The following is a 12,954-nucleotide window of genomic DNA, read 5'->3' on the forward strand; positions in this document are numbered from 1 at the left end:
GCCATGTATGATTTCCTGATCGCCCCTTTCGTCGAATTCGGCTTCATGCAGCGCGCCCTAGCTGGCTCGCTGATGCTGGCGCTCGGCGCCTGCCCCGTCGGCGTGTTCCTGATGCTCAGGCGCATGAGCCTGACTGGCGATGCCATGGCCCACGCCATCCTGCCCGGCGCCGCCGCCGGCTTCCTGCTCTACGGCCTGCAGATCGTGCCGATGACCATCGGCGGACTGATCGCCGGCGTCATCGTAGCGCTCGGTGCTGGTGCCGTGTCGCGTTTCACCGTCCAGCGCGAGGACGCCTCGATGGCGGCGTTCTATTTGATTTCGCTGGCGCTCGGCGTTCTGATCGTGTCGCTGCGCGGCTCGAGCGTTGACCTGATGCATGTGTTGTTCGGTACCGTTCTGGCGCTCAACGACGACGCGCTTACGCTGATCGCGCTGATTTCGGGCATCACGCTGCTGACCCTTGCCATCTTCTGGCGCGCGCTCGTCGCCGAATGCCTCGACCCGCTGTTCCTGCGTTCGGTCAGCCGGCTTGGCACTCCAGTGCACTTCATCTTCCTTGGCCTGGTCGTGCTCAACCTCGTCGGTGGCTTCCAGGCGCTCGGCACGCTGCTATCGGTAGGCCTGATGATGTTGCCGGCTGCGGCGGCACGCTTCTGGACGTCGCGCGTCGAGCCAATGTGCGTGCTTGCCTTTGGCTTTGGCGCAGTCTCCTGCATCGCGGGATTGCTGGTGTCCTACCATGCCTCCCTGCCCTCAGGCCCGGCGATCATTCTTTCGGCAGGCGCGATCTACCTCACATCCATCCTCTTTGGCACGCGCGGCGTTTTCAACACCAAGCTTCGCCGCCACCGCCATCGTACCGCCTAATCCGCTTCAAAATGGAGAGACATATGCTCAGGACAATTGGCTTCGCCTCGCTGATGAGCGTTATAACATTAAGTCCTTTTGCCGCGACATCGGCTTCCGCCGAAGCGCTCAAAGTCGTGGCCAGCTTCTCGATCATTGGCGATTTTGCCCAAAATGTCGGTGGCGACCGTATCGAACTGACGACGCTGGTCGGCCCAGATGGTGACGCCCATGTCTACGAGCCCTCGCCCGCCGACGCGGTGAAGATGTCGAAGGCCGACGTCGTGCTGGTCAACGGCCTGCAATTCGAAGGCTTCCTGCAACGCCTTGTCGAGGCGAGCGCCACCAAGGCTGCGGTGGTCGAACTGACCAAAGGTGTCGAACCGATCAAGATGAAGGAAGAGCACGAGCACGCGGCCGGCGGCGATCATCATCACCACGGCGATCTCGACCCGCATGCCTTTCAGTCGATCGCAAACGCCAAGATCTACGTAAAGAACATCGCCGATGCCTTTTGCACCGCCGACGCCGCCGGTTGTGACAGCTACAAGGCAAACGCCAGCGCCTACACCGCCAAGCTCGACGCCACCGAAGCCGAAGTGAAGGCCGCGGTCGCTTCGATCCCCAGGGAAAAGCGCACCATCATCACGTCTCACGACGCCTTCGGCTATCTTGAGGCCGCCTATGGCGTCACCGTGCTGGCGCCCGAGGGAATTTCGACCGAAGCGGAGGCTTCCGCCGCCGACGTGGCCGCGCTGATCTCGCAGGTTCGCGGCGACAAGGCCTCGGCCATTTTCGTCGAAAACATCACCAACCCGCGCCTGATCGAGCAGATCTCCGCCGAAACCGGCGTGAAGGTCGGCGGCACGCTCTATTCCGACGCTCTGTCCAAGGCCGATGGTCCGGCCGCGACCTACATCGACATGATGAAGGCCAACATCGCCACCATCAAGGGCGCGATCCTCGGCAGCTGACCCAACGAACTACCCGGCCGAACAATCGGCCTGTCCAACCAGCCTGGATGAAGGCGAGGCCAACAACCTCGCCTTTTTCTCCGATATTATCTGTAATGTAATAACGTTATATGAGGAAACAATGAAAAATCTGTGCGTCTCAGCGTCGGGACTGGCTCTTCTGCTGGGCCTGGCTACCGTTCCCTCGTTCGCTGAGGAAAGGACCGCATGGAGGCTATTCGTCTCCGACCACGCGGCGGCTGTCGTTCATGCCATCGACATGGAGAGCGGCCAGATGCTCGAAACGTTCAACGTGAAGGTGCCCACCAGCCTCTACCGCTCGGACAGCGGCCGCACCGTGTTTGCGGTGCAGGGCAAAGGTGATGTGATCTCGGTGTTGTCGAGCGGCATCTCGTTCGGCGATCATGGGGACCACGGCGACATCCATGTCGAGGCGCCGAAGCTGCTGGATGTCACTTTCGAAGGCAAGAAGCCGTCGCATTTCGTCGACCATGGCGGCGACATCGCCTTGTTCTTCGATGGTGAAGGCAAGGCCCGAATGACCCGCGAAGCCGACATCCTGGAAGGTAAGCCGGCCATTCGCGAGGTCGCGACCAGCGCTCCTCACCATGGGGTTGCCGTCGCAATGGGCGAGTTTGCGCTCACGACAGTACCGAACTTCGAGAAGCCTGACGAGCTTCCTGTCGGCATCCGCGTCACCGATCGTTCTGGCGCGACGGTAGGCGATGTGCATTCTTGCCCCGACCTGCATGGCGAGGCGGCGTCGGGCAACCTGCTCGCGATTGCCTGCGCCAAGGGCGTTCTGGTGATCAAGCAAGAAGGCGGCAAGCCATCAATCGAGATGCTGCCCTATGACCAGGCGCTGCCAGAGGGCAAATCGACAACGCTGGTCGGTGGCCGCGGCCTGCAGTATTTCCTTGGCAATTACGGTCCCAACGCTGTCCTTCTGATCGACCCAAGGTCGGAAGAAGCCTTCCGGCTGATCGACCTGCCGACGCGCCGGGTGCATTTCACTGTCGATCCGGTGCGGGCTAAGTTCGCCTATGTCTTCACCGAGGACGGCCAGTTGCACCGGATCGACGTGGTGGCGGGCAAGATCGACGCATCGCTCAAGCTGACCGACCCCTACTCCATGGACGGCCACTGGAGCGATCCGCGTCCGCGCATCGCCGTCGCCGGCAGCCGGATCGTCGTATCCGACCCGCTCAAGGGCGCGCTGCATGTCGTCGATGCCGAAAGCTTCAAGCAGGGCACCGACATCGCGCTCGAAGGCAAGCCATTCAACCTCGTCGCCGTCGGGGGCTCCGGCGAAACGCACTGAAGCTTGTGGGTCTGGCAGCGTCGGCTGCCAGACCGTCTCATCGAGCGAGGCAACAGCAGTTGCCCCGCCGCCCCGACAGTGGCAAGACAGGTGCCGACCAGCCGCAGGAGCGGCGAACAAATGTGCGAGGACGACAATGGAATACCGCCAGATCACCGACGACTACTCGGTTTCCGGCCAGATCACGCCGGACGAGGTTGCCGCCATCAAGGCCGCCGGCTTCAAGAGCGTCATCTGCAACAGGCCCGACGACGAGCAGCCCGGCCAGCCTTCCGCTGACAGCGTCAAGGCCGCGGTCGAAGCCGCCGGTCTTGCCTTCCGCTACGTTCCCGTCATCAGCGGCCAGATGACCGGCGACAATGTTGCCGACATGGCTGAGGCGCTCGACGAGATGGACGGCCCGGTGTTTGCCTATTGCCGCTCGGGCACCCGTTGCACCAACCTGTACATGGCGATCCAGCAGAGCAAGGGCTGATCGTCCCCAACCTTTTTCCTAACCTTGTGAACGCGCTTCGGCAAAGTCCGTCGCGCGTCGCATCGCCTAAAGCCCCAGCCGCTCGACCTCTTCGCCGCGAAAACGCAGATCATAGTCGAGGAAGAACTCATCAAGCTGCGGCGGAGCCACCGAGGTGCCCGACAGCATCGCGTGCACCTGCCCGCGATGATGGATCTGATGGATGAACAGGTGCGCGAGAAGATCGCCGATGCGCTCGGGGATCTGGCCCGCCTTGCCACGATCGGACAGCACCTGCCTGTCGAGATCGGCCTCGGCCAGACGGTCACAACAGGCCACCAGCCTTCGGTCGAACGCACCTTGCGCCTTGGCAAGTGCTTCCGCATCGTCAAACTCGATGAAACGGTCAAACACTTTTTGCCCCTCGCCGCCTTCCTCGATCATGTCCAGATAATAGATGTCGACAGACAGGACGTGGTTCAGTGTCTCCTTGAGCGAAGGAAAAAAGCTCGTGCGTGCAGCCTCGAACTCACCTGGCTGCAATGCCTGCACGGCGCGGTAGATGCGGTCGTTGGACCACAGATTGTTCCGCGCCATGCGGCGCAAATGGCTTGTCATGTCCATATGTTCAGGCCGGCTCGAACCTGCCCACCTGCCGCTCGATGGCACCGAAGATCGAATGGCCTGCCTTGTCCTTCATTTCGACACGCAACGTATCGCCCAACGACACTGAAAGTGTCTCGGCCGCGCCCCTGACGATCGCGCCAGTGCCGATCGGCCGCGTTGCGGCAGCGCCCGCGATCAGTTTGGGAAAACTGGTCCAGGCAGAAGCAACGTTTCGCGCACCGGCAAGCAGCGGCAGATGGACCGCTCCATCCCAGCCATCGCCAAGTTCGTCCGGCGTGACCGCAACGGGGGACAATGCCGACGTGCCCGCCTGGCCGCCATCCAGAATGGTGTCGGCGGAAAGCACGATGAGCGCGACGGCGTCCTTGGCCTTCTCTTCGGTGACCCCCATCGCAACGTCCGAGACGATCACTGACACGGCCGCCTCGACCCTGGCGTCGCGCGCCTTGCCTGCGAGTTCGATCGGATCGCGCGGGCCAACAAAAGCGTCGCCATTGCCAAGTCGCTGGTATGCGCGCGGCAGCGGCGAATGCGCGTCATGCTCGTGGAAGCGCGATGACGGCACGGAGCCGACTTCCAGCGATTCGGCGAGGGCCGCCAAGTGGGGGGAAATCCGGCGCCAGTCATCGAGCGCCGCCTGCAGGCTCGGTGCCAGGAAAGAGGCATCGGTGTATCGCGTCAGGTCGCGCGAGACGATGACAAGTTTCCCGTCACGCGAACCGTTCTTCAGCGTCGCCAGTTTCATGCACGTCCTCCCGGTTAGGGGGCGTCTTCGCCCTTAGCCGTCACAACAAGCCCGTCGCGGCCAATCGTCAAGGGACCATTCCATGTTTTCCTGACAGCTTCGATCCAATCGGCCTCGCCGATTTCGGGATCGTCGGCCGGAATGAGGTGATTGAGCACCAGGCGCCCGACGCCGGCACGCGCAGCGATAGTGCCCGCTTCGCCAGCCAGACTATGGCTTGCCATCAGGTGCTCCCTCAGCCGCGCACCGTTGGCTGTACGAGCGACAAGCCGCTCGACGCCTTCTTCCAGCATCGCTTCGTGGAGCAAAATGTCGGCATCGCGTGCATACTCCGCCAATGGCGGAAAGAAAGCGGTATCGGCCGAAAAGACCACGCTTTCGCCATTGCAGTCGAAGCGCAGCGCGAAGCAGTCGGTCACCGGTGGATGATCGACACGTAAGCTTGTGACGTTCAACTCGCCGTCGCGCAGCACTTCGCCCTCACCGAATTCCACGACCTCGACCATTCGGCGAAGGTCAGGACGACCTTCGTCGGCAATTCGAGTTTCGATGTCGAATTCAAGTGCTTGCACGAAACTTTGCCAGTATCGATTCAATCCGGTGGGGCCGAACACCCTGACCGGTGTCGCAAGCCCTGCTGTCCAGGCGGTGTGGATCAATGGCCCGAGTTCGAGCACATGATCGGAATGAAGGTGGGTGACAAAGATCAGGTCGAGCGCCTTGAGGCCGACGCCGGCGTCGGTCAACCCGCGCGTCACGCCCAGCCCGCAATCTACGACGATCGTCCGGCCGCCAAGTTCGAGCAGCGTCGATGTCGGCCATGGGCCACCCGGACGGATCGCTGGGCCGCCCTTGGTGCCAAGCAAGACGAGGCGGGCGCTCATGCCCACCTGCCTGGGATGGAACCTGAATTTGGAGTTTCACGCTTCATGCCACACCTCGTCTTGCAAGCGCTCCCAAGCTAGAACGCCGGCCACGACCGAGGCAAGGTCAAAGCATCAATCGACGCGGCGTGGATATTGCGCGCGCGGCGGGATCCAGTGATGCACCAGCGCCAGAACCAGAAGGCTGATGCAGCCGAGTAGAATGACCACAAACAAGGTACTGCCCTGATAAGGAGACGCGGTGGCGACAAGCGGGATCGCACCTGCAGGCGGGTGGGTGACGCGGAACATCAGCATCAGCGCGATCGACAGACCGACGGCCACCGCAGACACCTCCCACATGCCGGGAAAGCTCATGGCGGCTGCCACGCCGACCAGCGTTGCAATGAAATAGCCGGCGAAAATATTGATCGGCTGCGCCAGGGGGCTGGCCGGTTGGCCGAACAACAGTACCGCGGTCGCTCCAAGCGGCGCGATCAGCATCGGCAGCCCAGTCACCGACGCAAGCCCGCCAACCGCCGCCAGACCGACAACGGCGCCCGATCCCGACTTGACGTGCGAGAGCATTTGTCCTTTCGGCTCATGCCGGGCGGTAAGGGTGCGTATGTGACGGCGCATCGTCGTTTCCAGCCGAAGGAGCTATTTCGATAGCAACGACAACATCGACTGGCAACGTGGCTTTGTTCGAAAAAGTCGACCTACAGTGAAAAAACTTTCCTCAAATCACCAATCCATGACAACCTTGCCCGAATTGCCGCTGCGCATGGCGTCGAACCCGGCCTGATAATCGTCGATGCCGATGCGGTGCGTGATGAGACCGGTGACGTCGAGCGGCCCCTGTACCAGTGCGATCATCTTGTACCAGGTTTCGAACATCTCACGACCATAGATCCCCTTGAGATGCAGCATCTTGAAGATGACCTTGTTCCAGTCGATCTCGAAGCCGGTCGGCGCGATGCCCAGGATGGCGATCTTGCCGCCATTATTCATCGTGTCGATCATGTCGCGGAAAGCGACGGCCGAGCCTGACATCTCGAGGCCAATGTCAAAGCCTTCGGTCATGCCCTCTTCGCGCATCACGTCGCGCAGCTTTTCCTTGGAAGCATCCACGACGTGATGGACACCGAGCTTCCTTGCCAGCGCGAGGCGTACCGGGTTGATGTCGGTGATGACGACCTTGCGGGCACCCACGCATTGCGCCACCAGCGCGCCCATGATGCCGATCGGCCCGGCACCGGTGACAAGCACATCCTCGCCGACGAGGTCGAACGACAATGCGGTATGCACGGCGTTGCCCAGCGGATCGAAGATCGCGGCGATCTCGTCGGGAACGTCATCGGGGATCGGCACGACATTGTGCTGGGGGATCGCGACATATTCGGCGAAAGAACCCGACCGGTTTACGCCGACGCCGAGCGTGTTGCGGCACAGATGCCCACGCCCGGCGCGGCAGTTGCGGCAATGACCGCACACGATATGCCCCTCGCCCGACACGCGCTGCCCCACCTTGTAATCGGTCACGCCGGCGCCGAAGTCGGCGATCGTGCCGACGAACTCGTGACCGGTGACCATCGGCACAGGCACCGTCTTTTGCGCCCACTGGTCCCAATTGTAGATGTGGACGTCGGTGCCGCAGATCGCTGATTTCCTGACCTTGATCAGCACATCGTTGGGTCCAACCTCGGGCAGCGGCACTTCTTCCATCCAGATACCCGGCTCGGCCTTGGCCTTCACCAGCGCACGCATCATGTTCGACATTGTCTTATCCTCGGAATCGCTTGATCCAGAATCGCTTTTGGCACGTCTGGCACTTTATGAAATGACGCCCAACTCGCGACCGACTTCACCGAACGCAGCGACCGCACGGTCAATGTCGGCTGTCGAATGCGCCGCCGACATCTGGGTGCGGATGCGCGCCTGGCCCTTTGGCACGACCGGAAACGAAAAACCGATCACATAGATGCCGCGTTTCAACATTCGTGCGGCCATCTCCTGGGCAAGCGTGGCATCGCCCAGCATGACCGGGATGATCGGATGATCGGCCCCGGCGAGCGTGAAGCCGAGCTTGCCCATGCCGGAGCGGAAACGCTCGGCATTGGCGTAGAGCTTTTCGCGCAAAGCCCCGCCCTCTGCTATCAGTTCCAGCACCTTGATCGAGGCACCGGCGATGGAGGGGGCAAGCGTGTTGGAAAACAGATAGGGTCGCGAGCGCTGGCGCAACCAGTCGACCACATCGCGCTTGCCACTGGTGTAGCCGCCGGATGCGCCACCCAGCGCCTTGCCGAGCGTGCCGGTGATGATATCGACGCGGCCTTCGACGCCGCAATGCTCTGGCGTACCCCTCCCGTGCTTGCCGACAAAGCCGACGGCATGGCTGTCGTCGACCATGACCATCCCATCGTATTTTTCGGCGAGATCGCAGACACCTTGGAGATTGGCGATGATACCGTCCATCGAAAACACGCCATCGGTAGCGATCAGCTTGAAGCGGCTGCCCTCGGCCTTCTTCAGCTCCGCTTCGAGCGCGGCCATGTCGTTGTTGGCGTAGCGAAAGCGCTTGGCCTTGGACAGGCGCACGCCATCGATGATCGAGGCGTGGTTGAGCGCGTCGGAGATGATGGCATCCTCCTCGCCGAGCAGCGTTTCGAACAGGCCGGCGTTAGCGTCAAAACACGAGGAATAAAGGATCGTGTCCTCCATGCCGAGGAAGGCGGAGAGCTTCGCCTCCAGTTCCTTGTGCTCTTCCTGGGTGCCGCAGATGAAGCGCACCGAGGCCATGCCGTAGCCATAACGGTCGAGGGCCTTCTTGGCGGCGTCGCGCAATTCATGGCTGTCGGCAAGGCCGAGATAGTTGTTGGCGCAAAAGTTCAGCACCTTTACGCCGCCGACCTCGATCTCGGCACTCTGCGTCGAGGTGATGACGTGCTCGGACTTGTACAGGCCGGCCGACTTGAGGGATTCCAGCTCGGAAGCGAGATGCGAGAGAAAAGCTTGGGTCATGTCTTGCCGCCCGATTGAGAGGACACCGAGCAGGAGTTTCGTCCGAGGCAAGCCGAAAAGCCATCAAAAATGCGACAGGCCGGACGCGTGGGGTACCCACCCGTCCGGCCTGATCAAAATCGTCGGCTACGATCAGCTCAGCGGAGCGCCGACGACGTCGATGCCGTTTCTCGCGCAGGCCTCTGTGAGGGCTGCGATCACCTCGGGCGTCGGCATCTCATGCGGCGGGATCTTGGCCTCCGGCGCAGGCATGCCAACCTGCCGGACCATCTGCTCGAAATCGCTGCCTGTGGTAACCGTCAGGCAGCGCGCACCGCCGGCGGATTCGACGCGGAAGCTGTGTACGATCCCCTTCGGCGCAAGCACCGTTTGCCCGGCATGCGCGATAATGTCCTTACCGGCGACATTGAAGCGCATGACGCCCTCGAGAATGTGGAACACCTCGTCCTCGTTGCGATGGATATGCAGCGGCGGCGAGGCGCCATAGGGCATCAGGTGCTCGATGACGCTGATGTTGTCCACGCCGGCCTTGCCCGGGATCCGGATCGTCGCAAGCGTGCCGTTGAACCAGAACAGTTCGCCGGTGCTTTCGGTTTTCTGATGAATGGTCATTGGTCGTCCCTTCTCGAATGAACCCGCGACGTCCGTCGCCGCGTCGGCATCCGATTTAAGGGCGCAACGTATCCGTTCGAGTTCGGCCAATTCGAACGCATGTATCAGCAAAATGAAACATATCTGCGTCAATTTCGAACTTCGACAATAGTCCACGGAAGGCCGGCATGGATGGACTGTCAGGATAACGACGTCCAGTCGCGCCGCTTCCCTCGCGTCGCGCATGCCCTCGCTTGGGTTAAGGTCACGATACGCGATCGCAGCAGCGGGGGACCGAATGGCCGAAGCGAGCATTTCCAGCATCCGCATCTTCCGCCAATGGCAGCCGTTTCGAGACGGGACCTATCGCTGTTCAGGCGGGCGTAGCGCCGAGGGGTTCGATTCGACGATCGTCGAGATCACCAGCCGCGACGGCATCGCCGGCTACGGCGAAATGGCGCCGCTCGGCAGCTTCTACGATCCGTCATTCGCGGCCGGCGCCCGCGAGGCGATGAAGGAGTTGGCACCGCAACTGCTTGGCTATGATGCCTCCGGCATCGAGGCGCTGAACCGGCGCATGGACCTGCTGCTCAAGGGCCATCCCTATGCGAAATCGGCGATCGACATGGCGCTGTGGGATCTTGCCGGCAAGCGTTCAGGGCTGTCGGTTGCCAGCATGAGCGGAGGTGCCGAGGGCACCAGGCTACCTCTCTACCGCTCGATCGCCCAGCAGTCTCCCGACGCGATGGCGATACGAGCGCAAGGATACGTCGCCGAGGGTTATCGCCGCTTGCAGGTCAAAGTCGGGCTCGACGTCAACGAGGATATCGCCCGGCTGGAAGCCGTCCGGACAGCCGTTCCCGCAGACACCGTGCTCTTCTGCGACGCCAATGCGAGTTGGGGCACAGCCGAAACCCGCCGCTTCCTGATGGCTACGCGGTTGCTCGACTATACGCTCGAGCAGCCCTGCGCGAGTTACGAGGAAAACCTGGCCATCCGCCGCGCCACTGACCGGCCGCTGGTTCTCGATGAAACCATCGACGGAGCGGACGTGCTGTTGCGCGCCATATCGGACGGCCTGGTCGATGGCATCACCATCAAGCTCGCGCGTGTCGGCGGCCTGACCAAGGCCAAGCTTCTCCGCGACATCGCGATTGCCAAGAACCTCAAGGTGACCATCGAGGATACGGGCGGCGCGCAGATCGGCACGGCCGCCTATTCCAACCTGCTTTTGTCGACGCCGGAAGGGCTCAGGCAGCATACCGTCGACTTCCACAACTGGGTGACGGTGTCGAACGCGCGCGGCGAATTCTTCATCGCGGACGGCATGATGAGCCTGCCCGCCGGGAGAGGGTTGGGTCTCGATGCTGACCCATCCCTATTCGGCGACCCAATATTCGCCAGCAAATCACAATAGATGGCTGGACGGACACGCCCCCGCACCCGTCCAGCCCGGCATCGGCGCTATGGTAGCGGCGCGCCGATGACCTGGATGTTGTTTTTCGCGCAGATTTCGAAGAACCGCTTGGCAGTTTCCGGTGTCCGCTCGGCCTTGGGCGGCAAGGTTGCCGACGGCGCCGGCACGCTCATCTGACGGATCATTTGCTCGAAATCGCCTCCCTGGGTGACGATCAGGCACGTGGCGCCATCGGCCGAGTCGACGCGGAACGTATGCGGAATGCCTTTGGGCGCCATCACGGTCTGGCCGGCATGAGCAAGGAAGATCCTGCCATCAACGCGAAAGCACATCGTCCCTTCCAGAATATGGATGATCTCGTCTTCACAGAGATTGACGTGCAGCGGCGTCGTTTCACCTTGCGGCATGCGGCATTCGATGATGCTGATCTGGTCATTTCCCGCACTCGCGGGAACACGGATCGTCATGAGATTGTCGCCAAACCACAAAATCTGGCTGGCAATCTCAACCTTGGCCTGGGCGGTCACTTGCAAAATCCCCTCTCCTGCAACCGGCGAAAACTGCCGGGCAAGTCGGGGATTATCGAGGTGATGTAACCGTTTGAGGTTGGCAGCTGTCACCATTGTTTCAAATCGATGAAACAACCCGCGCCATAGCCGAAGCATGTTCGCGCCAAGAGCACTATAATACGAAAGCTACGCGCAACTCCATTCAACAATTATGCCTGAAAGGAAGAGCGGCCGCAGGATCGCTCCCACGGCCGCCAATGCAGTATCTCGATATGGCAGGTCTAGAAGAACGCCTGCAGACCGGTTTGTGCCCGGCCAAGGATCAGCGCGTGCACGTCATGCGTGCCCTCATAGGTATTGACCGTTTCCAGGTTCTGCGCGTGGCGCATGACGTGATAGCCGATCTGGATGCCGTTGCCGCCGTGCATGTCGCGGGCCTGGCGGGCGATGTCGAGCGCCTTGCCACAATTGTTGCGCTTGACCAGCGAAATCATCTCGGGGGCGAACTTGTGTTCGTCCATGAGACGGCCGACACGCAACGAACCCTGCAGGCCGAGCGCGATCTCGGTCTGCATGTCGGCGAGCTTCTTCTGGTAAAGTTGAGTTCCGGCCAGAGGCTTGTTGAACTGCTTGCGGTCGAGGCCATACTGGCGGGCACGGTGCCAGCAATCCTCGGCAGCACCCATGACGCCCCAGGAAATGCCGTAACGGGCGCGGTTGAGGCAGCCGAACGGACCCTTCAGGCCTGAGACGTTGGGCAGCAGGGCGTCTTCGCCGACCTCGACGCCTTCCATGACGATCTCGCCTGTAATCGAGGCGCGCAGCGAGAGCTTGCCGCCAATCTTCGGCGCAGAAAGGCCCTTCATGCCTTTTTCGAGCACGAAACCACGGATCTGGTTGTCATGCGCTGCCGACTTCGCCCAGACGACGAAGACGTCGGCGATCGGCGCATTGGAGATCCACATCTTCGAGCCGGAGATCTTGTAGCCGCTGGCGGTCTTTTCGGCTCGGGTCTTCATGCCGCCCGGGTCGGAACCCGCATCCGGCTCGGTCAGGCCGAAGCAGCCGATCCATTCGCCAGAAGCGAGCTTGGGCAGGTACTTCTTGCGCTGTTCCTCGGAGCCGTAGGCATAGATCGGATACATGACCAGCGACGACTGCACGCTCATCATAGAGCGATAGCCCGAATCGATGCGCTCGACCTCGCGCGCCACCAGGCCGTAAGTCACGTAGCTGGCGCCAAGGCCGCCATATTCTTCGGGAACGGTGATGCCAAGCAGGCCGGCCTCGCCCATTTCGCGGAAGATCGCCGGATCGGTCTTCTCGTCGAGATAGGCTTCCTCGATGCGAGGGGCGAGCTTGTCGGCGGCGAAGGCGGCGGCGCCATCGCGCACCATGCGCTCGTCCTCGGTCAGCTGGTCTTCAAGCAGGAACGGATCGGCCCAGACAAAGCTGCCGCCGCCGGCCGGTGTGGATGCGCTCATGGTTCCTCCGGAAAACAGGTGATTTGTTGCCATCCTAGACCGCTTCGGCACTTTTCGCTAACAAGTAATCTCGCGAAGTTTATGCGTAAATTCGATCAA

At 61.7% G+C, this 12,954-nt stretch carries 14 protein-coding genes; 5 read left to right on the plus strand and 9 right to left on the minus strand.

The window, feature by feature from the left end:
* Window positions 1-3 precede the first annotated feature (3 nt).
* The 4 genes from aztB (at window position 4) to C8K44_RS04070 (ending at window position 3,619) form a co-directional block, all read left to right on the plus strand.
* Window positions 4-870: a zinc ABC transporter permease AztB gene (gene aztB / locus C8K44_RS04055; RefSeq protein WP_109574491.1), complete on the plus strand. Its 867-nt coding sequence runs from the start codon at window positions 4-6 to the stop codon at window positions 868-870.
* Window positions 871-893: 23 nt separating this feature from the next.
* Window positions 894-1,823 carry a zinc ABC transporter substrate-binding protein AztC gene (gene aztC, locus C8K44_RS04060; protein WP_109574492.1) on the plus strand — a complete coding sequence of 310 codons (930 nt, stop codon included), beginning with the start codon at window positions 894-896 and terminating at the stop codon, window positions 1,821-1,823.
* 121 nt (window positions 1,824-1,944) lie between these two features.
* On the plus strand, window positions 1,945-3,144 hold the full coding sequence (gene aztD / locus C8K44_RS04065) for a zinc metallochaperone AztD (protein ID WP_109574493.1): 1,200 nt from the start codon (window positions 1,945-1,947) through the stop codon (window positions 3,142-3,144).
* A 136-nt stretch (window positions 3,145-3,280) separates the two neighbouring features.
* A complete protein-coding gene (locus C8K44_RS04070; protein ID WP_109574494.1) occupies window positions 3,281-3,619 on the plus strand; it encodes a TIGR01244 family sulfur transferase in 339 nt (112 codons plus the stop codon).
* 66 nt (window positions 3,620-3,685) lie between these two features.
* Here C8K44_RS04070 and C8K44_RS04075 read toward each other — a convergent pair whose 3' ends face one another.
* The 7 genes from C8K44_RS04075 to C8K44_RS04105 form a co-directional block, all read right to left on the minus strand.
* Window positions 3,686-4,222 (minus strand): DinB family protein, encoded by a 537-nt coding sequence (locus C8K44_RS04075; protein ID WP_109574495.1) that lies wholly within the window; start codon window positions 4,220-4,222, stop codon window positions 3,686-3,688.
* 4 nt (window positions 4,223-4,226) lie between these two features.
* Window positions 4,227-4,970 carry a fumarylacetoacetate hydrolase family protein gene (locus C8K44_RS04080; RefSeq protein WP_109574496.1) on the minus strand — a complete coding sequence of 248 codons (744 nt, stop codon included), beginning with the start codon at window positions 4,968-4,970 and terminating at the stop codon, window positions 4,227-4,229.
* A gap of 14 nt (window positions 4,971-4,984) precedes the next feature.
* Window positions 4,985-5,854, minus strand: a complete 870-nt coding sequence (locus C8K44_RS04085; protein WP_109574497.1) for an MBL fold metallo-hydrolase — start codon at window positions 5,852-5,854, stop codon at window positions 4,985-4,987.
* A gap of 114 nt (window positions 5,855-5,968) precedes the next feature.
* Window positions 5,969-6,472 (minus strand): HPP family protein, encoded by a 504-nt coding sequence (locus C8K44_RS04090; RefSeq protein WP_109574498.1) that lies wholly within the window; start codon window positions 6,470-6,472, stop codon window positions 5,969-5,971.
* Between the two features lie 105 nt (window positions 6,473-6,577).
* Window positions 6,578-7,612 carry an L-threonine 3-dehydrogenase gene (gene tdh, locus C8K44_RS04095; protein WP_109574499.1) on the minus strand — a complete coding sequence of 345 codons (1,035 nt, stop codon included), beginning with the start codon at window positions 7,610-7,612 and terminating at the stop codon, window positions 6,578-6,580.
* Between the two features lie 54 nt (window positions 7,613-7,666).
* Window positions 7,667-8,854, minus strand: a complete 1,188-nt coding sequence (locus tag C8K44_RS04100; RefSeq protein ID WP_109574500.1) for a glycine C-acetyltransferase — start codon at window positions 8,852-8,854, stop codon at window positions 7,667-7,669.
* A 132-nt stretch (window positions 8,855-8,986) separates the two neighbouring features.
* Window positions 8,987-9,466, minus strand: a complete 480-nt coding sequence (locus tag C8K44_RS04105; RefSeq protein ID WP_109574794.1) for a cupin domain-containing protein — start codon at window positions 9,464-9,466, stop codon at window positions 8,987-8,989.
* A 277-nt stretch (window positions 9,467-9,743) separates the two neighbouring features.
* Between C8K44_RS04105 and C8K44_RS04110 the strand changes: the two genes are divergently transcribed.
* Window positions 9,744-10,862, plus strand: a complete 1,119-nt coding sequence (locus C8K44_RS04110) for a mandelate racemase/muconate lactonizing enzyme family protein (RefSeq protein ID WP_158282705.1) — start codon at window positions 9,744-9,746, stop codon at window positions 10,860-10,862.
* A gap of 47 nt (window positions 10,863-10,909) precedes the next feature.
* Here the strand turns inward: C8K44_RS04110 and C8K44_RS04115 are convergent, their stop codons facing one another.
* Together C8K44_RS04115 and C8K44_RS04120 are read right to left on the minus strand one after the other, a co-directional pair.
* A complete protein-coding gene (locus tag C8K44_RS04115; protein ID WP_109574502.1) occupies window positions 10,910-11,485 on the minus strand; it encodes a cupin domain-containing protein in 576 nt (191 codons plus the stop codon).
* 167 nt (window positions 11,486-11,652) lie between these two features.
* A complete protein-coding gene (locus C8K44_RS04120) occupies window positions 11,653-12,855 on the minus strand; it encodes an acyl-CoA dehydrogenase (RefSeq protein WP_109574503.1) in 1,203 nt (400 codons plus the stop codon).
* Window positions 12,856-12,954: the final 99 nt, after the last annotated feature.

Origin of the sequence: Aminobacter sp. AP02, assembly GCF_003148805.1 — a bacterium.
Lineage (GTDB): Bacteria > Pseudomonadota > Alphaproteobacteria > Rhizobiales > Rhizobiaceae > Aminobacter.